The organism is Pseudomonas sp. HMWF032 (assembly GCF_003060885.1).
Lineage (GTDB): Bacteria > Pseudomonadota > Gammaproteobacteria > Pseudomonadales > Pseudomonadaceae > Aquipseudomonas.
On sequence record NZ_QAIG01000013.1, the window covers coordinates 569,382 to 591,744 of the forward strand.

The 22,363-nt window shown below is 62.9% G+C and carries 20 protein-coding genes; 16 read left to right on the forward strand and 4 right to left on the reverse strand.

Going from position 1 to position 22,363, the window contains the following annotated elements; translation table 11 throughout:
* The 4 genes from DBR00_RS21250 to DBR00_RS20380 form a co-directional block, all read left to right on the forward strand.
* The coding region (locus DBR00_RS21250; protein WP_256583106.1) for a hypothetical protein at positions 1-80 on the forward strand (80 nt) is incomplete at its 5' end.
* A complete protein-coding gene (locus DBR00_RS20370; protein WP_108488852.1) occupies positions 80-850 on the forward strand; it encodes an ABC transporter ATP-binding protein in 771 nt (256 codons plus the stop codon). The genes DBR00_RS21250 and DBR00_RS20370, both read left to right, overlap by 1 nt.
* Entirely contained in the window at positions 847-1,800 is a 954-nt protein-coding gene (locus DBR00_RS20375) for an ABC transporter substrate-binding protein (RefSeq protein WP_108488851.1), read from the forward strand. Before DBR00_RS20370 ends, DBR00_RS20375 begins: the two co-directional genes overlap by 4 nt.
* Positions 1,797-2,816 carry an iron ABC transporter permease gene (locus DBR00_RS20380; protein WP_108488850.1) on the forward strand — a complete coding sequence of 340 codons (1,020 nt, stop codon included), beginning with the start codon at positions 1,797-1,799 and terminating at the stop codon, positions 2,814-2,816. The genes DBR00_RS20375 and DBR00_RS20380 overlap by 4 nt, the downstream gene beginning before the upstream one ends.
* A 56-nt stretch (positions 2,817-2,872) precedes the next feature.
* Here DBR00_RS20380 and DBR00_RS20385 read toward each other — a convergent pair whose 3' ends face one another.
* Both DBR00_RS20385 and DBR00_RS20390 read right to left on the reverse strand, forming a co-directional pair.
* Complete coding sequence (locus DBR00_RS20385) at positions 2,873-5,941, reverse strand: efflux RND transporter permease subunit (protein WP_108488849.1); 3,069 nt, start codon at positions 5,939-5,941, stop codon at positions 2,873-2,875.
* Positions 5,942-7,036, reverse strand: coding sequence for an efflux RND transporter periplasmic adaptor subunit (locus DBR00_RS20390; protein WP_108488848.1), 1,095 nt, complete (start codon positions 7,034-7,036; stop codon positions 5,942-5,944). It lies immediately after the preceding gene.
* 266 nt (positions 7,037-7,302) lie between these two features.
* Here DBR00_RS20390 and DBR00_RS20395 point away from each other — a divergent pair, with 266 nt between their 5' ends.
* The 4 genes from DBR00_RS20395 to DBR00_RS20410 all read left to right on the forward strand — a co-directional run bounded on the left by DBR00_RS20395 (position 7,303) and on the right by DBR00_RS20410 (position 9,943).
* Positions 7,303-7,560, forward strand: a complete 258-nt coding sequence (locus DBR00_RS20395) for a hypothetical protein (protein WP_108488847.1) — start codon at positions 7,303-7,305, stop codon at positions 7,558-7,560.
* Positions 7,561-7,616: 56 nt separating this feature from the next.
* Complete coding sequence (locus DBR00_RS20400; protein ID WP_108488846.1) at positions 7,617-8,462, forward strand: DUF692 domain-containing protein; 846 nt, start codon at positions 7,617-7,619, stop codon at positions 8,460-8,462.
* Entirely contained in the window at positions 8,453-9,247 is a 795-nt protein-coding gene (locus DBR00_RS20405; protein WP_108488845.1) for a DUF2063 domain-containing protein, read from the forward strand. The genes DBR00_RS20400 and DBR00_RS20405 overlap by 10 nt, the downstream gene beginning before the upstream one ends.
* Positions 9,248-9,355: 108 nt before the next feature.
* Positions 9,356-9,943 carry a LysE family translocator gene (locus DBR00_RS20410; RefSeq protein WP_108488844.1) on the forward strand — a complete coding sequence of 196 codons (588 nt, stop codon included), beginning with the start codon at positions 9,356-9,358 and terminating at the stop codon, positions 9,941-9,943.
* Here the strand turns inward: DBR00_RS20410 and DBR00_RS20415 are convergent, their stop codons facing one another.
* The gene (locus DBR00_RS20415) at positions 9,944-10,771 is read right to left on the reverse strand and encodes an AraC family transcriptional regulator (protein ID WP_256583097.1); all 828 of its coding nucleotides are present in this window, start codon (positions 10,769-10,771) and stop codon (positions 9,944-9,946) included. It lies immediately after the preceding gene.
* Between the two features lie 142 nt (positions 10,772-10,913).
* Between DBR00_RS20415 and DBR00_RS20420 the strand changes: the two genes are divergently transcribed.
* The 6 genes from DBR00_RS20420 (at position 10,914) to DBR00_RS20445 (ending at position 18,849) form a co-directional block, all read left to right on the forward strand.
* Positions 10,914-12,668 (forward strand): ATP-binding protein, encoded by a 1,755-nt coding sequence (locus DBR00_RS20420; protein ID WP_108488853.1) that lies wholly within the window; start codon positions 10,914-10,916, stop codon positions 12,666-12,668.
* Positions 12,669-12,733: 65 nt separating this feature from the next.
* Positions 12,734-14,086: a sigma-54 dependent transcriptional regulator gene (locus tag DBR00_RS20425; RefSeq protein ID WP_108488842.1), complete on the forward strand. Its 1,353-nt coding sequence runs from the start codon at positions 12,734-12,736 to the stop codon at positions 14,084-14,086.
* Positions 14,087-14,545: 459 nt separating this feature from the next.
* A complete protein-coding gene (locus tag DBR00_RS20430; RefSeq protein ID WP_108488841.1) occupies positions 14,546-15,499 on the forward strand; it encodes a TAXI family TRAP transporter solute-binding subunit in 954 nt (317 codons plus the stop codon).
* Between the two features lie 156 nt (positions 15,500-15,655).
* Positions 15,656-17,683 (forward strand): TRAP transporter permease, encoded by a 2,028-nt coding sequence (locus DBR00_RS20435; protein WP_108488840.1) that lies wholly within the window; start codon positions 15,656-15,658, stop codon positions 17,681-17,683.
* Complete coding sequence (locus tag DBR00_RS20440; RefSeq protein ID WP_108488839.1) at positions 17,680-18,099, forward strand: DUF1850 domain-containing protein; 420 nt, start codon at positions 17,680-17,682, stop codon at positions 18,097-18,099. Before DBR00_RS20435 ends, DBR00_RS20440 begins: the two co-directional genes overlap by 4 nt.
* A gap of 261 nt (positions 18,100-18,360) precedes the next feature.
* Positions 18,361-18,849 (forward strand): GNAT family N-acetyltransferase, encoded by a 489-nt coding sequence (locus tag DBR00_RS20445; protein ID WP_108488838.1) that lies wholly within the window; start codon positions 18,361-18,363, stop codon positions 18,847-18,849.
* A gap of 4 nt (positions 18,850-18,853) precedes the next feature.
* On the opposite strand, the gene DBR00_RS20450 is transcribed toward DBR00_RS20445, so the two are convergent.
* A complete protein-coding gene (locus DBR00_RS20450; RefSeq protein WP_108488837.1) occupies positions 18,854-19,603 on the reverse strand; it encodes an ABC transporter substrate-binding protein in 750 nt (249 codons plus the stop codon).
* Between the two features lie 337 nt (positions 19,604-19,940).
* On the opposite strand from DBR00_RS20450, the gene DBR00_RS20455 reads away from it, so the two are divergent.
* Positions 19,941-20,504 carry a LemA family protein gene (locus DBR00_RS20455; RefSeq protein WP_108488836.1) on the forward strand — a complete coding sequence of 188 codons (564 nt, stop codon included), beginning with the start codon at positions 19,941-19,943 and terminating at the stop codon, positions 20,502-20,504.
* A 1-nt stretch (position 20,505) separates the two neighbouring features.
* Positions 20,506-22,363, forward strand: a 1,858-nt coding sequence (locus DBR00_RS20460) for a DUF2207 domain-containing protein (RefSeq protein WP_108538109.1), incomplete at its 3' end; no start/stop codon positions are given.

Consider the following 22,363-nt stretch of genomic DNA (forward strand, 5'->3'; position numbering starts at 1 on the left):
CCAGCGGCAGCAGCGATGGCCAGCAGTGGTACCTGGGCGCACCGCGTTCGTTGTTCGTCACTGCCGATTACCGTTTCTGATGGCGCGCTTGCAGATCAGCGAGCTGGCCTGGTCGCCCAACGGTGAGCAGGCCTTGCTCGACGGCATCGAGCTGGCGGTGGGCGACGGTCAGCTGGTCGGCCTGCTCGGCCCCAATGGCAGCGGCAAGACCAGCCTGCTGCGCTGCGCCTACCGCTTTCAGCGGCCCGATCAAGGCTCGGTCGAGCTGGACGGCGAAGCGCTGTGGAGCCGCTCGCCGCGCTGGTGCGCGCAGCGGGTGGCGGTGGTGTTGCAGGAGTTTCCCCAGGACTTCGGCCTCACCGTGGCCGAAGTCGCCGCCATGGGCCGCACGCCGCACAAGGGCCTGTTCGATGGTGATGATCAGGCCGATCACGCTCTGGTCGAGCAGGCCCTGGCGCGGGTCGGTTTGACTGAGCACAAGTGCCAGGCCTTCGCTCATCTCTCCGGCGGCGAGAAGCAGCGCGTGCTACTGGCCCGCGCCCTGGTGCAGCAGCCGACGCTGCTGATCCTCGACGAGCCGACCAACCACCTTGATCCGCGTTATCAGCTGGAACTGTTGCGGCTGATCAAAACCCTCGGCCTGGCAACCCTGGCCAGCTTCCACGACCTCAATTTGGCGGCGGCCTTCTGCGACCGCCTGTATGTGCTCGACCACGGCCGCGTGGTGGCCAGCGGCACCCCGGCTGAGGTGCTGACGGAAGCGCTGCTGGCCGAGGTGTATGGCGTGCAGGCGCTGGTCGACCGTCATCCCCTCGCGGGGCACCCGCGTATTACCTGGATCAATCCATGAAGCGTTTTCTGCCTTACGCCCTGTGCCTGCCGTTGCTGGGCGCGACCCTGCCCGCCCAGGCCGTTACCGTCACCAGCTGCGACCGTCAGCTGACCATCGAGCAGCCGCCGCAGCGCGCCGTCAGTCAGGACATCAACCTGACCGGCATGCTGCTGGCCCTCGGGCTGAAATCGCGGATGGTCGGCTACAGCGGCATCAGCGCCTGGAAAACCCCCAACCCCGCGCTGATGGCGCAGCTGGCCGATTTGCCCGAGCTCGCGGCGCGGCACCCGTCACTGGAAAACCTGCTCAACGCCGAGGCGGATTTCTTCTTCGCCGGCTGGAACTACGGCATGCGCGTCGGCGGTGAAGTCACCCCGGCCAGCCTGGCGCGGTTCGGCATCCCGGTGTACGAGCTGAGCGAGTCCTGCGCTCATGTCATGCCACGCCGGGTAGCCAGCCTGGAGGATGTCTACACCGACCTGCACAACCTCGGCCGCATCTTTGCCGTAGAGCCGCGCGCCGAGGCGCTGGTGCTGGGCATGCAGCAACGGGTGGCGGCGGTGCGTGGCCGCCTGGCCGACAGCGGTCCGGCGCCACGGGTATTTCTCTACGACAGCGGCGAGGAAAGCCCGTTTACCGCCGGCCGTTTGGCCATGCCCCAGGCTTTGATCGAGGCGGCGGGGGGGCGCAATGTGATGGACGGGCTGGCCGCGAGCTGGGTGCGCGTCGGCTGGGAAGCGGTAATCAGCAGCGACCCCGAGGTGATTCTGATCGTCGATTACGGCGAGCGCAGCGCGGCGCAGAAGCGTGATTTCCTCCTACAGCATCCGGCCTTGCAGGGGCTGACGGCGATCCGTGAACAGCGCTTTGTGGTGCTGCCGTACCTGGCGGTGACGCCGAGCCTGGAAAACGCCGCCGCCATCGAAACCCTGGCCGCGGCGCTGCACCCGCAGGCCTTTGCCCGATGATTCGCAGCCCGCACGCTTACCGTTTGTTGCTGCTGGTGCTGGCCTTGGCGCTGGGCCTGTCCTGCGCGGCGTCATTGGGCTTTGGCGCCGCGCCAGTGCCCTTGCCGCGTGTGCTGGAGATTTTGGGTCAGCGCCTGTTCGACCTGCAGCCGGCGCAGGCGGTGAGCAGCGCTCAGGACAGCATCGTCTGGCTGATCCGTGCGCCACGGGTGGTGCTCGGTGCGCTGGTGGGGGCCGGGCTGGCGCTGGTCGGCACGGCGCTGCAGGCGGTGACGCGCAACCCGCTGGCCGATCCACATCTGCTTGGGGTCAGTTCCGGTGCGGCGTTCGGTGCGGTGATTGTGGTGCTGTACCTGGGGGAATTTATCGGCCTGCTCAGCCTGCCGCTGGCGGCCTTTGTCGGCGCGCTGGTGAGCATGCTGCTGGTGCTGGCGATTGCCAGTCGCGGTGGCCGGTTGGAGAGCGACCGCCTGCTGCTGGCCGGGGTGGCGGTGTCGTTTGTGATGATGGCGGCAAGCAACCTGCTGCTGTTTCTCGGTGATCACCATGCCGCCAGTTCGGTGATCTTCTGGATGCTCGGCGGCCTTGGTCTGGCGCGCTGGGAACTGCTCTGGCTGCCGGCGTTGTGCTTGATGCTGGCCTTGCTGCTGTTGCTCGGTCTGGCGCGGGCGCTGAATGCGCTGATGGCCGGTGAACACAGCGCGATCAGCCTGGGGCTGGAACCACGCCGGGTGCGTTTGCTGGTGTTTGTCTGCGCTTCGCTGCTGACCGGGGTGCTGGTGTCGCTGAGCGGTGCCATCGGTTTCGTCGGGCTGATCCTGCCGCATGTGGCGCGCTTTCTGGTGGGCGCTGAGCATCGTCGCCTGCTGCCGGTCAGTGCGCTGCTTGGCGCGCTGTTTCTGGTCTGGGTGGATGTCGCCGCGCGCACCCTGCTGGCCCCGCAGGACCTGCCCATCGGCATCGCCACGGCGGCGATTGGCGGGGTGTTTTTCGTGCTTTTACTGCGTCGGCGCTGAGCCTGGGTGGACAGGCTGCGCCTTGTCCACCTTAGCCATGTAATCGCCCAAGCGTCTCAGGCGGCCGCTGTGTTCTGCACCTTGATCCCGTAGAACAGGCAATACAGCACCGGCAGCACCACCAGGGTCAGCAGGGTGGCGAAGCCCAGGCCGAACATGATCACCACGGCCATGCTCTGGAAGAAGGCATCGGCGAGCAGCGGGCTCATGCCCAGAATCGTGGTCAGGGCGGCCATGGACACCGGGCGCACGCGGCTGATGGAGGCTTCTTCAACCGCTTGCAGGGCATCCTTGCCGCTGGCTAGTTGCAGCTGGATTTCATCGACCAGGACAATGCCGTTCTTCACCAGCATGCCGCTTAGGCTGAGCAGGCCCAACAAGGCCATAAAGCCAAAGGGAATGCCGGTGATTAAAAAGCCCAGGGTCACGCCGATCATCGCCAAGGGCACCGTCAGCCAGATCACCGTGGCGCGCTTGAACGAGTCAAACAGCAAAATGGTGATCATAAACATCGCCAGAAAGCCCAGTGGCAGGCTGCCAAATACCGCGCCTTGAGCGTCGCGGGAGCTTTCGTATTCGCCGCCCCATTCCAGGCTGTAGCCCTCTGGTAATGGAATGGCTTCGACCTCAGGTTTGATGCGCTGGAAAAGCTGGGCAGCGGTTTCGCCACTGAGCAGCGCCGGGTCGGCCTGTACCGTGAGGGTGCGTTTGCGGTTCAAACGCATGATCAGCGGGTCTTCCCATTCGGTGGTAAAGCCCAGCAGCACCTGCTCAATCGGCAGGTAACCGCCGCTGGTGTTGCTCCACACTTGCAGGTCGTTGAGGCTGTCGGCATTCAGGCGCTCGTTGTCCGGCGTACGCGCGATGATCGGCAACAGCTGCGTGCCTTCGCGGTACAGGCCCACATTCATGCCCGAGAAGCTCATGCGCAGCAGGTCATCCAGCTCGCTTTTATCCACCCCCAGCTCGCGTGCGCGGGCCTCGGCAAATTGCGGACGGATCAGCTTGGTGCGCTCGTGCCAGTCGTGCGTAACGGCGTTGGCGACCGGGTCTTGGCGTATGCGGCGGATGGCTTCACTGCCCAGCTGGCGCAGCACCTCGGGGTCGGGGCCGCTGAAGCGCGCTTCGATCTTGCTGTCGTTGCCGGGGCCAAGCATCAGTTGCTTGAACTTGGGTTTGATCTGCGGGTATTGCTCAGCCACATGCTGTTCAAGCTGGTTGATCAGCGGTTCGATGCGCGCCAGCTCATCGGTACGTACCAGCAACTGGGCATAGTTGGGGTATTGCTTCTGCGGTGCGTAGGTGAGGATAAAGCGCAGCGCGCCCTGGCCGATGGTGCTGCTGACGGCGGTCACACCTTCCTGCTCCAACACATGCTGGTCCAACTCGGCCACCAATTGCTCGGTGTAGCGGATGTCCGTGCCCTGCGGCAGCCACAGGTCGATAAAGAACATCGGCGTGTTGGACGGCGGGAAGAAGCTCTGCCGTACGCTGCCGAAACCGGCAATGGCCACCACCAGCAGCACGCTCAGCAGGCCCAGCGTCAGGCGACGGTGGTGCAGGGCGACGTCGAGCAGGGCGCGGTAGGCGCTGAAAATCACCCCGCCGTAAGGGTCGCCCTGGCTCTGGCCGGTCAGTGTCTGGTTGTCACGGAAGAACAGGCTGGCGAAGAACGGCGTCAGGGTGATGGCCGTGACCCAGCTGAGCAGCAGGGAAATCATCAGCACCTGGAACAGCGACAGGCAGAACTCACCCGTGGAGTCATCGGACAGGCCGATGGGGGCGAAGGCGATGATCGCAATCAGGGTGGCCCCGAGCAGCGGCAGGTTGGTCTGTTTGACGATGGCCCGCGCGGCTTGCAGCGTGGTTTGCCCGCGTTGACGGCCAACCAGAATGCCTTCGACCACGACAATGGCGTTGTCCACCAGCATGCCGAGGGCGATCACCAACGCGCCAAGGGAGATACGTTGCAGTTCAATCCCCAGCAGGCGCATGAAGATAAAGCTGCCGAGCACGGTAAGGGCCAGGATCAGGCCGATCAGCAGGCCGCTGCGCATGCCCATGAACACCAGCAGCACGACAATCACAATGACCACAGAGGCGATGAAGTTGATCACGAAGCCCTGCACCGACGACTCAACCTCGGCGGCCTGATCGTAAAACACCTGCAGCTGCATGCCGGCCGGGCGATGGTTGTCCAACTCGGCCAGGCGCGCATTCACTGCCGCACCGACATCGACCACGTTGACTTTGGGCGCAAAGGAAACCCCCAGAGTCAGTGCGTCCTGGCCATTCATGCGGTACAGGTTGCCCGGGGTTTCACTGAAGCCACGGCTGACTTGGGCAATGTCGCCCAGGGTGACCTGCTGTGAGCTGCCGGGGTCGCTGATGATCAGCCGTTCCAGCTCGCGCACATCCTGAAATTCTCCGGTGGGGTGCAGGCGGATAGATTCACTACCGACCAGAATCCGCCCGGCATTGGACACCACGTTTTGCTGGCTCAATACCTGCGCCAGGCGCTGCGGTGCGATGCCCAGTGCACTCATCTTGCTGCGGGAGATTTCCACCTGCACCTGTTCCTGGCGCGCACCAGCCAGTGTCACCTTACCCACACCCGGCAGCAGCACCAGTTCACGCCGCAGGTAGTCGGCAAAGTCACGCAACTCCTGGGCGCTGTAGCCCTTGCCGGTGACCAGCAGGAAGAAGCCGAAGACATCACTGAAATCGTCGCGTACCTGCGGTGGGTTGACCCCCGGTGGCAGGCTGGGTTGCAGGTCGTTGATCTTGCGCCGCAGCTCATCCCAGATTTGGGGGATTTCTTCAGCTTTGGTCTGGCTGTGCAATTCCAGGCTGATTTGTGAGAGCCCGGCGCTGGAGATTGAGGTGATTTTTTTGATCGAGGGCAGCTGCTGGATGGCGTTTTCCAGCGGGTAGCTGACTTCCTCTTCCACCTGCTGCGGCGAGGCGCCGGGGTAGCTGGTGATGACCATGGCGTTTTTCAGGGTGAAGGAAGGGTCTTCCAGACGGCCGATGCCGACAAAGGCCATCAAACCGCCAATGCCCAAGACCAGCGTGACCAACCAGCTGGTGACCCGACGCTGGATAAAATAACCGGCGATATCCATTTACAGTCCCCGCTCGCGTACCCAGGGACGAACCGCCTGGCCTTCTTCCAGCTCAGCGCCGCCAACGGCAACAATCTGTTCACCGGGCGTCAACCCGCTCAACACTTCGATGCCATTACGGGTCAGCTGACCGACCTCCACGGCCCGCGCGCTAAGGCGCAGCCCCGCCTTGGTGTCATTCACCACCCATACCTGCTTGGCGGTCGCTGGCCCGTTGTCGGCACTGAACACCGCCTCGACAGGAACCAAAATACGGGTATCGGGGTTGCGCACAATTTGCGCGAAGTCGACTTTAACGGTGGCGCTCATGCCCGGCAGCAGGTTGAGTTCCGGCGGGCGGGGGATCGACAGGGTGACCTGATAGGTCAGGGTTTTCGGGTCCGGCTGGGTGCTGTGTTCTTTGTACACCGCCGCAAACTCACGGCCTGGCAGGCTGTCGAGGGTCACGCTGGGGTGGTAATCGGGATTTTCTTCGCGGCTACGCAGGTTGGTCAGCAGGTTTTCCGGCAACTGGAACAGCACGTCCAGCATGTCGCCGCTCTGCAGCTTGGCGATGGGCTGTTTGGCCTGCACCACCTGGTGGTTATCCACATAGGTGCTGGCCACCACGCCATCAAAAGGCGCGAGGATTTGCGTGTAGTCCTGCTCTTGCCGCGCCAGGTTGAGCGCTGCCCGCGCCGAATCCAGGGTGGCTTTGCGCTGATCGTACTCGGCGCGCGAAATCATCTGCCGCTCATAGAGTTTGGCGATGCGCTGGAACTGCGCATTGGCCAGATCATAGCTGGCCTGACGGTCACGCATGCGCAGGCGCTGGTCGGTGTCTTCGATGCTGGCGATCAGCTGGCCGCGTTTCACCTGCTGGCCTTGCAGCACGTTGAGGGTCTTTAACTGCCCGGCGATGCGGAACGACAGTTCGGCCTCGTTGGTGGCTTTTAGCCGAGCCGGAAATTCACGCAGGCGCTGGCCGGCGGGGTCGTCCACGGTGAACAGTTTGACCAGGCGCGGTGCCGGCTCTTGAGGTGGGCTGGGCTGATCACAGGCAGTCAGCAACAGGCTGGCAGGCAAGCACAGCAGAAGCAGAGGGCGAAGACTCAAGATGGCTATCCCTAACGTCAGTGGTGAATATCGGGGGTGGGCTTCAGCCCAGTCGGCGCAGTTTAGGTGTATCTCGTGTAGGTCACCATGCGCATGATCAATGCCAGGCATGTGCAGCTCAGCAGTGCTCCAGCACGTCGATAAAGCAGGCCTCTTAAATTTTTTTCAGCGCTGCTGTAACGCCTGTTCGTCTCGTTGCTCTAGTTGAATGCCGGCACGCAAAACCCCTTTCGTCCGGCTCACCCAGATCACCCGAGGATACGCACATGACCATGAAATCCACCGCTGCTACTGGTGCCGCCATTGCCTTCGCTGCTGCTGCCCTGTTCGCCGGCATGTCCGGCACTGTCGTTGCGGCTGAAGAAGCCAAGGTGCACTGCTATGGCGTCACGTCCTGCAAAGGCCAGAATGACTGCAAGACCGCCGAGAACGGCTGCAAAGGCCAGGCGGTCTGCAAGGGCCACGGCTTCAAGGCTATGACCCAGGCCGAGTGCGATGCGGCAGGCGGTACTGTCGGCGAGTAAGTGAGCCGGGGCGGCCGCCGTGCGGTTGCCCCGCATCACCTGGCAAGGAGTCAGCGATGAATGCTCAACACGGCAATCTGGGTTTCGGCCTGGGCCTGCGCAGCACCTATTACCAAGCCATTCTCGAACAGCAGCCGGCGATCGACTGGTTCGAGATTGTCTCGGAAAATTACCTGGTAGCGGGCGGCAAGGCCCTCTACTTTCTCGATGCCATCGGCGAGCAGTACCCCCTGGTGATGCATGGTGTGTCGCTGTCGATTGGCGGCCCGCATGAGCTGGACCGCGACTACCTGCGGCGGCTCAAACACCTGGCCGCGCGGGTACAGCCGGCGTGGATCTCCGATCACCTGTGCTGGAGCCGGGGCAATGCTCACCAGCTGCACGACCTGCTGCCGCTGCCTTATACCGAGGAGAGCCTGCAGCATGTGGCCGCGCGGGTGCGCCAGGTGCAGGACGTGATCGAGCGGCCGCTGGTGCTGGAAAACGTCTCCAGCTACCTGCGCTGCGCCGATGATCAGTTCAGCGAATGGCAGTTCCTCGCTGCACTCAGCGAATTGAGCGGCTGCGAGCTGTTGCTGGACGTCAACAACGTCTACGTCAGCGCACGCAACCATGGCTTTGATGCCTGGACCTTTATCAGCAGCCTGCCCAAGCAGCGCATCCGTCAGCTGCACCTGGCCGGCCACAGCGACTACGGCAGCTACCTGATCGACACCCATGATCAGCCAGTCAGCGATCCGGTCTGGCAGCTTTATCAACGCACCCTGCAGCACCTCGGGCCGGTGTCCACGCTGCTGGAGCGCGACGATCATTTTCCCGACCTGGATGTGTTGCTCGACGAGCTGAACACGGCGCGCCGGTTTGCCGCCGAAGCGCTGCAAGGTACAGCGCAATGCGCCTGAGTGACTGGCAGGCGCAGGTACAGGCCTACCTGCTCAACCCCGTTGCCCAGCCCAACCCGGCGCTGCAGGCCAGCTTGTTGGGCAGCGCGGCGCTGAGTGCCAAACAGGGCCTGGCGATTTACCACAACGCCTACCGTGCGCGCCTACTGGAAGCCTTGCGCGGTGACTATCCGGCGGTGCATGGCTGGCTCGGTGATGAGGAATTCGATGCCCTGGCCCTGGCCTATCTCGACGCGCATCCCTCGCAGCATTTCAGCCTGCGCTGGCTCGGCGCGCAGCTGGCGGACTTTATCGACGGCTACCTGATTCCCGCACAGGCCGCGCCGCTCAGCGAACTGGCGCGGCTGGAATGGGCCTTTACCCTGGCCTTTGATGCGCCAGATGGCCAGCCCCTGAGCCTGGCGCAGATGGCCGAACTGCCGGGCGAAGATTGGCCGACCCTGCAGGTGCGTTTGTTACCGAGCGTGCAGTGGCTGGCGTGCCGGCATAACTGCCTGGCGATCTGGCGTGCGTGCAAGGAGCCGGGTGACTTCCCTGGCAGCCAGCCACTGGTTGCGACTGAGACCTGTGTGGTCTGGCGTGATCAGCTGATCACCCGCTACCGCAGCCTGGCGGCCGATGAAGCGGCGGCATTGCAGGGCATGGTCGTGCACGGCTGGAGCTTCGCTGAGCTGTGCGGCGAGCTGGCGCACCTCGGTGAGCAGGCACCGGCGCAGGCGGTGAGCTGGTTGCGCCAGTGGCTAACGGACGGGCTGTTGCAGCGGGCGGATCACGCCCAGCCGTGATGATCTCTGCCCTGTCGGCACATACCCGGACAGGGCATTTTCCTTCAATACCCTGCGCCGTGTGCCTGTCAGCCTGGCCTCTCCTTGGGTTGTGCTGACAGGTGTGTGATGAATACGTTGTTTTACTCCATGGCGGGTTTTGCCCTCGCGGCTTCGATCTCTCCCGGCCCGGTCAATCTCCTGGCCCTCAGCGCCGGCGCGAGCCATGGGCTGCGTAGCAGCATGCGCCATGTCACCGGGGCGACATTCGGCTTTACCGCGTTGTTGCTGGCCATGGGCCTGGGCTTGCAGCAGCTGTTGCAGCAGTGGCCGGCGTTGACGCACGGGGTGGCTTGGTTTGGCGTCGCCTTTTTGCTGTACATGGCCTACGGCCTGGCCCGGGCTGACGGGCAGCTCAGTGGCAACGCCGCGCAGCAGCGCCCGTCGCTATTCAAGGGCGCGCTGATGCAGTGGCTCAACCCCAAGGCCTGGCTGGCCTCGATGGCAGGCATGGGCGCCTATGCGGCGGATGGTGATCTGTGGCGGGTGGGGCAGTTCGCGGCGCTGTATTTCGTGATCTGTTATCTGTCGATCAGTTGCTGGGCGCTGGCCGGGGTTTACCTGCGCCAGTACCTGGAGAATCCGCTGTACCTGCGCCGGTTCAATCGCGGCCTGGCCTTGCTGCTGGTGCTCTCGGCGGTTTATCTGCTGGTCTGATCAGGCGCGGCGGTATTGCCCGGGGGTGGCGGCGAGCAGTTGTTTGAAGGTGCGCTGCAAGTGCGCCTGGTCGGCAAAGCCGGCGTCCAGCGCCACCTCGGCAATCGACTCGCCGCGTTTCAGCCCGGCCTGGGCCACTTGCACACGGCAGTTGAGCAGGTAGGCATGTGGGGTCATGCCGTAGTGCTGGCGGAAACTGCGAATCAGGTAGGAGGGCGACAGCTCGGCGGCGCTGCAGATGGCGTCCAGCTTGAGCGTTTGGGTGCAGTGCGCGCGGATAAATTCTGCGGCCAGACGGATGCGCGGGTTGTCCTCGTGTGCGGGTGCCGGCGCGGGTGCCAGGCGCTGTTGCAGGGTGCTGAAATAGTCGATCAGGGCGCACTCTTTGCGCAGCTGATCGACCGACGCGGCATTGAGCAGGTCGTACAGCTGGTTGAGGCCGTTGAACAGCTCAGGGTCGCGGCTGAGGATGGCGGAGAAGGGCTGCAGTTGCGGGTTGTGGCCGAACCCCAGCTGGTGTTGCAGCTCGCCCAGCCAGGCGCTGTCGATATAGAACATGCGATACGACCAGGGCTGCCCATCCACGGGGTTGCAGGCATGCACGTCACCCGGGTTCATCAGCACCAGCGTGCCGGCCGCGACCTGTTCGCGCGCCTTTTCATTGAAGTAGGTGCTGCGGCCCCGGGTGATGGTGCCAATCGAAAAACACTCATGGGAATGCTTGGCGTAGCACAACAAACGGCCATCGAGGGCTTCGCGCGTTTCGACGAAGGGCAGCGCCGGGTCGCGCCAGAAGCGTGGGGTGGTGGCCTGTTGTTCAGTGCTCATCATGCGTCCCTGGCGTAATCGCCGTATAGCCAGCGCTGACTATAGCGGCCGCTGGCGCTTGTTCAAACAGTCGAGCCGCTGCGCTCTGCACAGCGCGGTGCTTTGTCTTACCATGCCGGCTCTGCCTTGTTGCGAGCCGCGCATGTCTGCCTTTCTGCTGCGTTACCGCGTTGCCCTGATCGTCCTGCTGATTTTGCTCGGCCTGCTGGCGAGCATCTGGCTGGCCGGGCGTTATGCCGAGCAGCGCGCTTGGAATGAGCGCAGCCTGGAGGCGCGCGGGCAGTTGCAGCTGTATGCGCAGGCGATCCACACCCTGGTCGAACGCTTCCGCTCGGTGCCCGAGGTGCTGGCGCTGGACAGCGATATCAAGTCGCTGCTGCGTGCGCCGGATGACAGCTTGCTGCGCAGCACACTCAACGAGCGGTTGGAGCAGCTCAATACGGCCGCCGGCTCCAATGTGCTGTACCTGCTCAACGCGAAAGGCGAAACCCTGGTGGCCAGCAACTGGCGCGACTGGAGCAGTTTTGTCGGCAACAACTACGCCTTCCGCCCGTACTTTCAGGACGCTGTACGCCAGTCCTCCGGGCGTTATTTTGCGGTGGGCGTGACCACCGGCATCCCTGGTTATTTCCTCTCCCATGCGGTGCGCGACGACGACGGCACGGTGCTCGGCGTGCTGGTGGTCAAGCTGGAGCTGGAAGAGTTGCAGCGCGAATGGGCCAGCCAGCCTGGCGTGCTGCTGGTGGCCGATAGCTACTCGGTGGTGATCCTCAGCAACCGTCCGGCCTGGCGTTTTCTCGCCCTCGACAGTTTGAGCGAGCAGGCCCGCGCCGAGCTGGTGGAGGTGCGCAAGTATGCCGAACAGGCGCTACAACCGCTGGCCAGCACGCTGCGCCGGCAGATCGACAGCGACAGCCAGTGGCGCCGGGTCGAGGGACCGGATGGCCCGCGTGACTACCTCTGGCAACGCCAGGCCCTGGGCGATGAAGGCTGGACCCTGCACCTGCTGCACGAGCCGAAAACCCTGGTCGACAGCGTGCGCAGCTATCGCCTGGCCGCCGCCGGGGTGTGGATGACCCTGGCGTTTCTGCTGCTCTACCTGGCCCAGCGGCGCAAGACTCAGCGTCTGCAGGCTGGTATTCGTGAGCGCCTGGAACGTGAGGTGGCGCTGCGCACCGCCGAGTTGCGCGAGGCTCAGGAAGGCCTGGTGCATGCGGCGAAGATGGCCGCGCTGGGGCAGATGTCGGCGGCCATGGCCCATGAAATCAACCAACCGCTGACGGCCATGCAGATGCAACTGGGCAGCCTGCGCCTGTTGCTCGACAGCGGTCGGCAAGACGATGTGCGCAAAGGGCTGCAACGTATCGACGCGCTGCTGCAACGTATTGGCGGGCTCACCGGGCACCTGAAAACCTTCGCCCGCAAAAGCCCGGCAGGCCTGAGCGAGCGGCTGCGTTTGAACGATGTGCTGGAGCAGGCGCTGCAATTGCTGGCCCCGCGATTGCGCAGTGAACAGGTGCAGCTGTATCGCGAGATCGACTCACAGGTGCCGGTGCTGGGGGATGCCATTCGCCTGGAGCAGGTGCTGCTTAATCTGCTCAACAACGCCCTGGATGCCATGGCGGACAGCACCGTGCGGCAGTTGCAGATCCGCATCGAGCGCCAGGGCGAATACGTGGTGCTGAGCATTGCCGACAGCGGTGGTGGAATCGCTACCGATGCGCTGGATCATGTGTTCGAGCCGTTCTTCACCACCAAGCCGGTGGGCGCCGGATTGGGCTTGGGGTTGGCGGTGTCCTACGGCATCGTCCGTGAGCTGGGTGGCAGTCTGGAGGCGGCCAATGGCGAGCAGGGCGCGGTGTTTACCCTGCGTTTGCCGGCAGCGCCGAATGCGTAGTGCGGGTTATTTCCCGGATTTTATCCGGGCTACACTGCCCGCCGATTTAAAGAGGGGGAGGTGATATGACCGGGCACGTAATAGTCGTCGACGATGAAGCGGCCATCCGCGAGGCGGTGCAGCAGTGGCTGGAACTGTCCGGTTTCAGCGTGCACAGTTGCACCACGGCGCAGGCCGCGTTGGCGCTGGTCGACCGTGACTACCCCGGCATCCTCATCAGCGATGTGCGCATGCCCGGCACCGATGGCCTGCAGCTGCTCGACAGCGTGCTGGAGCGCGACCGCGATCTGCCGGTGATTCTGATCACCGGGCACGGCGATGTGCCGATGGCGGTGCAGGCGCTGCGCCAGGGCGCTTATGACTTTATCGAAAAGCCCTTTACCCCCGAACGCCTGCTCGACAGCGTGCGCCGCGCGCTGGACAAGCGCCGCCTGGTTTGTGAGAACCGTCAGCTGCGCCAGCAGTTCGCCCGCAAGGACCATATCGAGGCGCAGTTGCTCGGCGTCTCCAAACCGATGGAAACCCTGCGCCGGCAGATCCTCGAACTGGCCGGCACCTCGGTGAATATCCTTCTGCGCGGCGACACCGGCAGCGGCAAGGAGCGGGTTGCCCGTTGTCTGCATGATTTCAGCAACCGCGCCGGCAAGCCGTTTGTCGCGCTGAACTGCGCGGCGATTCCCGAGCACCTGTTCGAGAGTGAGCTGTTCGGCCATGAAAGCGGCGCCTTTACCGGCGCCCAGGGCAAGCGTATCGGCCGCATCGAACACGCCGATGGCGGCACGCTGTTTCTCGACGAGGTGGAAAGCCTGCCGTTGGCCCAGCAGGTCAAATTGCTGCGTGTGCTGCAGGAGAAAACCCTGGAGCGCCTGGGTTCCAACCGCAGCATTCAGGTCGATTTGCGGGTGATCAGCGCGGTCAAGCCGGACCTGCTCGATGAGGTCAAGGCCGGGCGTTTCCGTGAAGACCTCTACTACCGGCTGAACGTCGCCACGTTACGCATTCCGCCACTGCGCGAACGCCGCGAGGACATTGCGCTGCTGTTCGAGCACTTTGCTCAGCAAGCAGCGCAACGCCATGGGCGCGACAGGCCTGCGCTGACGCCTCAGCAGTTGACTCAACTGCTGAGGCACGACTGGCCGGGCAACGTGCGCGAGCTGATCAACGCCGCTGAACGGCACGCATTGGGCTTGAGTGGTGGCGTCGAGGCTGGCGAGGGGCTGCCCGTGCAATCGCTGGCGGAGCAGATGGAAGCCTTCGAAGCGCAATGCCTGCACCGCGCACTGCAGCATTGCCAGGGCCACATCACCGAGGTCATGGCGTTGCTGCAGTTGCCACGCCGCACCCTCAACGAAAAGATGCAGCGCCATGGTCTGCTGCGCAGTAGCTATCGGTCGGCCAGCAGCAGAGACGAGGATTAACAGTCCGTTGCCTGTAGCCCGAACCTAGGGTGGATGAAAACAGACCGCTATTCACCCTACGAAGTCGCATCTTCCGGTGGAAAATCGGCGGAATTTCGCTTGTCTGGATTATTTCAGCAGCGAATTTCCGCTGGTTAAACCCCGCATGTGGTTTGTAACAGTCAGCGTAAAGGCTCTAGCACGGGCTTTTCTCTCGCTGGCACGGCACCTGCTATAGCCCTTGTCAGCCAGGCACTCGATTGCCTGGCAGCCCATAAGAAAGACAAGAGGTTATCCCCATGCACTGCCCAGCCCTATCCGCGCGTTCGTCGCGCCGTCCCGCTCTTGTACGCAACGCTTATCCGTGCGTGAGCCTCGGCTCCTTTCTGCTTGCTCGTTAGCCATGCGTACCGCGCCATGTCGGCGCACGGCGTGGCGTCAGCCTGTGCATAAAGCCATAACAACGACGGAGATTCTTCCATGCGAATGACCAAACGCTTCAGCCTGTTTGCGGCGGCCGCCGCCTTGACCGCGAGCACAGCGGTACTCGCCGCCCCAACGTTCATCAACGTGCTCACCGGTGGCACCAGCGGTGTGTATTACCCCATCGGTGTGGCCTTGTCGCAGCTGTACAGCAATGGCATCGAAGGCGCGAAAACCTCGGTGCAAGCCACCAAGGCCTCGGTGGAAAACCTCAACCTGCTCGAAGCCGGTCGTGGCGAGTTGGCGTTTGCTTTGGGGGATTCGGTCACTGATGCCTGGAATGGCGTGGAAGACGCCGGCTTCAAAGCACCGCTGAAAAAGCTGCGGGCGATTGCCGGCACCTACCCGAACTATATCCAGATCGTTGCCAGCAAGGAGTCCGGCATCACCACCCTGGCTGACTTGAAGGGCAAGCGCATCTCCGTTGGCGCGCCGAAATCCGGCACCGAGCTGAATGCTCGCGCCATCTTCAAGGCCGCTGGCCTGAGCTATGAAGACATGGGCAAGGTCGAGTTTCTGCCGTACGCCGAGTCGGTCGAGCTGATCAAGAACCGTCAGCTGGATGCCACCCTGCAGTCCTCGGGCCTGGGCATGGCGGCGATTCGCGACCTGGCCGCGACCCTGCCGATCACCTTCGTCGCCATCCCGGCCGAGGTTACCGCGAAGATCGACAACGCCGCCTACCTGGCCACAGCGATTCCAGCCGGCACCTATGACGGTCAGGACAGTGATGTAGCGACCGTGGCCATCACCAACCTTCTGGTCAGCCATGACGGCGTGTCCGATGAAGTGGCCTACCAGATGACCAAGCTGATGTTCGACAACCTCGAACGCCTGGGCAACGCCCACTCGGCGGCCAAGGACATCAAGCTGGAAGGCGCCGCCAAGGGCCTGCCAATTCCGCTGCATCCGGGTGCCGAGCGCTTCTACAAGGAAGCGGGTGCGCTGTAAGGCTGTTGAAGGGTTAACCCTGTAGGTTGGCGCTGTGCGCAGCGCCAACCGCTCCCGAACATGAGCGAGAGCTGCGAATAGAACCGGCGTACGCGCCACGGCAGGTTTTGTTGGCGACTCTTGTGCTGGCAACGTTGTAGTGAGGGCATCTGCTCCATGAGTGACCACAATCAAGGCCTTGCCGCCAACCCAGGCGATTGGCCGAAAGCGCTGTTCTATGTCGCGCTGCTGTTCTCCATCTTCCAGATCATCACCGCGGCCTTCCACCCGGTATCCAGCCAGATTCTGCGTGCGGTGCATGTGGGCTTTCTGCTGTTGGTGGTGTTTCTCTGTTTTCCCGCCCGTGGCAAAGAGCAGCCCTGGCAGCCGCTGGCTTGGCTACTGGGCCTGGCCGGCATGGCCACGGCGTTTTACCAGTGGTATTTCGAAGCCGACCTGATTCAACGTTCCGGTGACCTGACCCAAAGCGACATGGTGGTTGGCCTGCTGCTGATCGTCCTGGTGTTCGAAGCCGCACGGCGGGTGATGGGCATTGCCTTGCCAATCATCTGCGCGCTGTTTCTGGCCTACGGCCTGTTCGGCCAGTACCTGCCGGGCGATTTGATGCACCGTGGCTACGCCATCGATCAGCTGGTCAACCAGCTGGCCTTCGGCACCGAGGGGCTGTACGGCACGCCGACCTATGTATCAGCCACCTACATCTTCCTATTTATCCTGTTCGGCGCGTTCCTCGAACAGGCTGGGATGATCAAGCTGTTCACCGACTTCGCCATGGGCCTGTTCGGCCATAAGCTCGGCGGCCCGGCCAAGGTCTCGGTGGTGTCGTCGGCGCTGATGGGCACCATTACCGGTTCGGGCGTGGCCAACGTGGTCACCACGGGCCAGTTCACCATCCCGTTGATGAAGCGCTTCGGCTACAAGCCGGCGTTTGCCGGCGGCGTGGAAGCCACTGCGTCGATGGGCAGCCAGATCATGCCGCCGATCATGGGCGCGGTGGCCTTTATCATGGCCGAGACGATCAACGTGCCGTTCTTCGAGGTGGCCAAGGCCGCGCTGATTCCGGCATTGCTGTACTTCGGCTCGGTGTTCTGGATGGTCCATCTGGAAGCCAAGCGCGCCAACCTGCAGGGCCTGCCGAAAGACCAGTGCCCGAACCCCTGGACGGCGGTGAAGGAGCGCTGGTACCTGCTGATCCCGCTGTTCATCCTGATCTACCTGCTGTTCTCCGGGCGCACGCCGCTGTTCTCCGGCATGGTTGGCCTGGCGCTGACCGCCATCGTCATCCTCGGTTCGGCGATCATCCTGCGGGTGTCGTCCAACGCCATGCGTTTTGCCTTCTGGATTGCTCTGGGCGTGCTCTGCGCCGGTTTCTTCCAGCTCGGCATCGGGGTGGTGTTTGGCGTCGTTGCGCTGCTGGTGGCGGTGTGCTGGTTTATCAAAGGCGGCCGCGACACCCTGGAGATCTGCCTGCACGCGCTGGTGGAAGGTGCACGGCATGCGGTGCCGGTGGGCATTGCCTGCGCCCTGGTGGGGGTGATTATCGGTGTGGTCTCGCTGACCGGGGTGGCCTCGACCTTTGCCGGTTACATCCTCGCCATCGGTCAGGACAACCTGTTCCTTTCGCTGGTGCTGACCATGCTCACCTGCCTGGTGTTGGGCATGGGCATCCCGACCATTCCCAACTACATCATCACCAGTTCGATTGCCGCGCCGGCGTTGCTGGAGCTGGGCGTGCCGCTGATCGTGTCACACATGTTCGTGTTCTATTTCGGCATCATGGCCGACCTCACGCCGCCGGTGGCGCTGGCCTGTTTCGCAGCCGCACCGATTGCCAAGGAGAGCGGCCTGAAGATCAGCCTGTGGGCCGTGCGGATTGCCGTGGCCGGGTTCGTGGTGCCGTTTATGGCAGTGTACGAGCCGGCGCTGATGCTGCAAGGTGATAGCCTGCTGGCCACCCTGTATGTGGTGCTCAAGGCATTTATCGCCATCGGCCTCTGGGGGGCGGCATTTACCGGCTACCTGCAGGCCAAACTGAGCTGGTGGGAGCGCGCGTTGGCCTTCGGCGCCGGTGTCAGTCTGATTCTGGCCACACCGATGAGTGACGAGATCGGCTTCGCTCTGGCGGCGCTGTTTATCGTCCAGCATGTCTGGCGTGCTCGTCGCGCTCAGTTGGCCACTGCATGATCGGCCTGTGCCTGGGTTTGGCGGGCGCGGTGTGGGCAGAAGTGCCCACGCCCAGCTTTACCCTGGCCTGGACCCACACCATTGAGAAAATTCGTTGGGAAGAGGATTACCGCGTGACGCCTGAGGGGTTGCTCCTTGGCGAGGCGCGGGTCAAGGGTTCCGGGGCCGGTATGGAAATTCCAGACGGCGCCGAACTGCGCGAGGGCAGCTGGCATTACCAGCGTCAGCTACCCCCCTTGCAACCACTGCGTGTGGGGCGAACCCCCGAGGCAGGGGATTATCAACTGTGTTTCAACCAGCGTTGCCACTCGATGAGTGAATGGCTCGGCCCGCCACAAGCGACCCAGCCGGCGTTGGAACTCTGGAGCTGTGAGCAACGCTCCCCGGCCGCTGCGGCCGGCCCGGACGGCGCATAAGGCACCGTCTGCTCCCAAGGCCACAAGCCCTGGCGTATAAAGAGGAGAACCCCCATTTGGCCCTGCCAGTGGGGGTTTTGTTCATGTGTAGGTTGGTGTTGAGCGCAGCGAAGCCCAACAGTGGTGGCTGGACGTGTTGGGCTTGGTCGCTGCGCTCCTCTGGCTACGCGCCCCGCCCCAACCTACCTTGCTTTGTCGTTACACTCCTAAACGGAACACCCCGTCCCAACCTTGCTAATTCGCCCCCCCAAGCAGGATGTTATGAGCACCATCACCTATTACCTGGACATGCAGCACCCCGAGCAGATCCGCGCCAAGCTGCTGCCGGCCGAGCTGAGCGTGGTGGAATGCCAACTCAAGCAGTTTCAGCTCAACCGCTTTCTCTACCAGCTGGTCGGCGAGCCCTGGCAGTGGACCGACAAACTCAGCTGGACCGACGCGCAGTGGCGCGAACTGATCGAGCAGCCTCATCACCGCACCTGGGTGGCCTATCACCAGGGCGCCATCGCCGGTTACTACGAGCTGCTGCGCGATGCCGACGGGGCGGTGGAGATTCTCTATTTCGGCCTGGCTGAGGCCTTCTTCGGTCAGGGCTTTGGTGGCCCGCTGCTGACTCACGCCCTGCAATCCGCCTGGGCCTGGCCGGGCACCCAAAAGGTCTGGGTGCATACCTGCAGCCTGGATCACCCCAGCGCGCTGGCCAACTACCGGGCGCGTGGAATGGCTGTGTATCGCGAAGAGTTGGCTTAAGTCCTCAGCGGTTTTGCAGGGGATCGCTGATACCGTGGCGGTCTTTCAGGGCTTGGACCAAGGTGGTCTGGCTGGTGAGGAACGTGTCGAATTGCTCAATGACCTGTGGGTGTTTGATGCTCGACAACAGGTAGTGGTCGTCCTGATATGCCAGCGTGCGGTCAAATACCAGGGAGCCTTGCTCCGGAGTGTTGTGCAGTCGGTGGTTCACGACTTGCGGGTTGAGGTACACGCCATCCACCCGGCCATTGAGTGCCATAGCCACCAGTGAGTCGATCTGGTTGGCCTGAATCAGCAAAATCCGTCCGGTTTTGATGTCGTCCAGGTACGGCCATGGGGTAAACCCGCGCTGTGTGCCCAGGCGCTTCAGGCTGTCCCTTCCGGCACCCAGGCGCTGTGGTTTGACCAGTACACCATCAATCGAGGGGGCGGTTGCCTGACTGAAATACACCTGATGTGCCTGCTTGAGGTCGGCATTCCAGCGTGGGTGGTCGGGGTACTTGAAGTCCACCTTGCCGTTGAGAAACTCGCTGAGCAAGCGCCGTACCGGCAGCGGTTGATAAACAAAAACATAGCCCTGGTGCGCGGCAAAGGCATCCAGCAACTCACGGCCATAGCCCTGATACTGGCCGTTCTGCACATCGGAATAGGGCATATAGGGTTGCAACTCAACCCCAATGGTGAAGGTCTCGGCCCTCGCCTGGGCTGACAGCGTAAACAACAGGCAGGCGAAAAAAGGCAGCAAACCTCTCATGGTGTGTATCTCGTCAGTGACGTTGGGGCATGGCCTTAACCATAGCTAAAGGCCATGCCCAGTGTTAGTTACGCAGGCGACTTATCTGACTTACTGAGCAGGTAATCCCTTACGGCTGCAGCCTGGTTCAGGTCGCCCCCGTCAGTAATGGGTGGAGATTAGTCGCCAAAACGTTGAAAGCGCATTTTGCTTAACGCTAATGAACGATTTTCTAACTCATAATTGCTTAACCGATACAGGGCTTTGCCAGCTTAAATGCCTTCGAGTAAGCACTATTCGGCCTATACACCGTTGCGCGCAGGCCGCTGAATGTAAGCGGGCGATTCAAGGAGTGGTGATGCAGGACACAGGATTCGCGTGGCTGTTGGCGTTGCTGGCCCTGGCCGCGCTGGCGATTTATTACTACAACCGCCTGGTGTTCAACCGGGCGCGAGTGGCCATGGCCTGGAGCGGTATTGATGTGCAGCTCAAGCGCCGTGCCAGCCTGATACCGGCGTTGGTCGAATGTGTGCGGCACTATATGCGCCACGAGCAGGGCACGTTGCAGGCGCTGGTGCAGGAGCGTGCGCGTGCAGAGCAGCTGAGCGAGTCACCACCGGGCGAGCGCGCTACGGTGGAAACGCAGATGGCGACGCACCTGTATCAGGTTCTGGTTCTGGCCGAAGACTATCCGGCGCTCAAGGCCGATGGTCAGTTCATTGATTTGCACCAGGCCCTGGTTGACGTCGAAGACCATATCCAGATGGCGCGGCGTTACTACAACGGCGCGGTGCGCGAGCTGAATGTGCTGGTTGAGTCGGTGCCGAGCAATCTGCTGGCCCGGGCGTTTAACTTTACTCAGGCTGAATACTTCAGTCTGGCTGACCCGCGCGACGCCCAGTCGCCCAAACTGGAGTTCTGATATGCATGGATTGCTGCGCAGCCTGCTGTTGAGTGCTTGGCTGCTGCCGTTATGGGCCCCTGCTGCCGAGATTATCGAAGACTTTGCCGTGACCCTGCAGGTGCAGCCGGATGCCAGCCTGCTGGTGACTGAGCGCATTACCGTGCAGGCCGAAGGGGAACAGATCAAACGCGGTATCTACCGTGATCTGCCGGTCACCTACAGCTTGCCCCTCGGGCTGCTGCAGAGCAGTCCGATCACCATGCTTGCGATCAGTCGCAATGGCCAGCCGGAGCGTGCGCGGGTCGAGCAGAACGGCAGTTGGGTGCGCTATTACCTGGGTTCGGCTGACCAGCTGTTGCAGCCGGGGCGCTACCAGTACGAGTTGCGTTATCGGGTTGAGCGCCAGCTGTTGCACCACCTCAATACCGATGAGCTGTATTGGAACGTCACCGGCAATCAGTGGGTTTTTCCGATTCTCCAGGCCTCGGTCGAGGTCAAGCTGCCGCCGGGTGCGCGGATGGGTGATGTGGCCGCTTATACCGGGGCTGGCGGTGAGCAGGGCAAGGCCTATGAGGTGCTCGAACAGCGTGACGACACCCTGCGTCTGGCCACCACCCAAGCCTTGCCGGCCTACCACGGCCTGACGGTGGCCGTGGATTGGCCAGCCGGCCTGGTGGCGCGGCCGGGTGTAATGCAGCGCCTGGGTTCGGTGTTGCTGGATAACCTTGGCCTGTGCCTGGGCGTGCTGCTGCTGGTCGGCCTGGTGATTTTTTATCTGCGGGCCTGGGATCGGGTCGGCCGTGACCCTGAAAAAGGTCTGATCATTCCACTGTTCGAAGCTCCGGAAGGCATGCGCGCGGTGCAGGCCGGCTACCTCTGGCATCGCGGCTTCAAAGGGGCTTATCAGGATGCGCGGGCGTTCAGTGTGTGGCTCACCGACATGGCCATCCGCAAGCACCTGCACCTCGAAGACAAGCCGCACGGTGGCGGTTTTACCCTGGCACGTGGCACGGGTGAACGGGCTGACTTCAGTGAGGGTGATCGCGACCTGCGCAAGCGCCTATTTCCGGCCAACAAGGAAGGTATCGCCCTGGAGATTGGCAGCGACTACGAGCCGCGCCTGGCCGATGCTGTGGTTGGGCTGAAAACCCAGCTGCAAACCCAGGGCAAGGCCTGGTTCAGTCATAACCGTGGCATCTGGACCTGGGGCCTGGTGTGGGCGGTGGTTGGCTGCCTGGTGATGGTGCTGACCGGCGCGCGTAACGAGGACGATGTGGCTGTCGGCCTGGCCGGTGTGGTGTTCACCCTGGGCTTTGGCGTGCCGTCGCTGTTTGTGCTGTACATGGCCTGGAATCAGCCCAGTTTGGGCAAGCAAATCGGCCTGGGTCTGGCGGGGTTGATGTTTGTCTGGCCAGTGCCGATTGGCTTGTGGATGCTCAGTGATGCGGCGTCGGTGCCGGCCTTGCTGCTGCTCTGCGTGTATGTGCTGGTGGTGGTGCTGTTCTATTACCTGCTGCCGGCGCCATCGGTTGAAGGGCGGCGTTTGCTCGATCAGCTGGAAGGCTATCGCGACTACCTGCAGCTGGCGGAACGCGAGGCACTGGCCCTGGCCGGCAATGCCCCGGCGATGAGCATTGCGCTGTACGAGAAGCACCTGCCTTACGCCATGGCCCTGGGCGTGGAGGACAAGTGGAGCGCGCGTTTCAGTGAGGCGCTGGCCAACGGCCTGATCGACCCGGCGCAGCGTGACTATCAACCCGACTGGTACCACAGCCGCAGCACTTTCAGTACACCGCTGGCCATGAGCAGTGCGCTGGCTGCCGGCCTTAGCAGCGCCACGGCACTGGCGTCGTCACCGCCCTCGAGCAGTTCGTCTG

Excerpts from the sequence above, each read along its gene's own strand:
- DBR00_RS20375 (WP_108488851.1), top strand. The coding sequence starts at position 847 with ATGAAGCGTTTTCTGCCTTACGCCCTGTGCCTGCCGTTGCTGGGCGCG.
- DBR00_RS20435 (WP_108488840.1), top strand. The coding sequence starts at position 15,656 with ATGAGTGACCACAATCAAGGCCTTGCCGCCAACCCAGGCGATTGGCCG.
- DBR00_RS20440 (WP_108488839.1), top strand. The coding sequence starts at position 17,680 with ATGATCGGCCTGTGCCTGGGTTTGGCGGGCGCGGTGTGGGCAGAAGTG.
- DBR00_RS20410 (WP_108488844.1), top strand. The coding sequence starts at position 9,356 with ATGAATACGTTGTTTTACTCCATGGCGGGTTTTGCCCTCGCGGCTTCG.
- DBR00_RS20425 (WP_108488842.1), top strand. The coding sequence starts at position 12,734 with ATGACCGGGCACGTAATAGTCGTCGACGATGAAGCGGCCATCCGCGAG.
- DBR00_RS20385 (WP_108488849.1), bottom strand. The coding sequence starts at position 5,941 with ATGGATATCGCCGGTTATTTTATCCAGCGTCGGGTCACCAGCTGGTTG.
- DBR00_RS20370 (WP_108488852.1), top strand. The coding sequence starts at position 80 with ATGGCGCGCTTGCAGATCAGCGAGCTGGCCTGGTCGCCCAACGGTGAG.
- DBR00_RS20405 (WP_108488845.1), top strand. The coding sequence starts at position 8,453 with ATGCGCCTGAGTGACTGGCAGGCGCAGGTACAGGCCTACCTGCTCAAC.
- DBR00_RS20395 (WP_108488847.1), top strand. The coding sequence starts at position 7,303 with ATGACCATGAAATCCACCGCTGCTACTGGTGCCGCCATTGCCTTCGCT.
- DBR00_RS20400 (WP_108488846.1), top strand. The coding sequence starts at position 7,617 with ATGAATGCTCAACACGGCAATCTGGGTTTCGGCCTGGGCCTGCGCAGC.
- DBR00_RS20430 (WP_108488841.1), top strand. The coding sequence starts at position 14,546 with ATGCGAATGACCAAACGCTTCAGCCTGTTTGCGGCGGCCGCCGCCTTG.
- DBR00_RS20455 (WP_108488836.1), top strand. The coding sequence starts at position 19,941 with ATGCAGGACACAGGATTCGCGTGGCTGTTGGCGTTGCTGGCCCTGGCC.
- DBR00_RS20380 (WP_108488850.1), top strand. The coding sequence starts at position 1,797 with ATGATTCGCAGCCCGCACGCTTACCGTTTGTTGCTGCTGGTGCTGGCC.
- DBR00_RS20450 (WP_108488837.1), bottom strand. The coding sequence starts at position 19,603 with ATGAGAGGTTTGCTGCCTTTTTTCGCCTGCCTGTTGTTTACGCTGTCA.
- DBR00_RS20420 (WP_108488853.1), top strand. The coding sequence starts at position 10,914 with ATGTCTGCCTTTCTGCTGCGTTACCGCGTTGCCCTGATCGTCCTGCTG.
- DBR00_RS20415 (WP_256583097.1), bottom strand. The coding sequence starts at position 10,771 with ATGAGCACTGAACAACAGGCCACCACCCCACGCTTCTGGCGCGACCCG.
- DBR00_RS20445 (WP_108488838.1), top strand. The coding sequence starts at position 18,361 with ATGAGCACCATCACCTATTACCTGGACATGCAGCACCCCGAGCAGATC.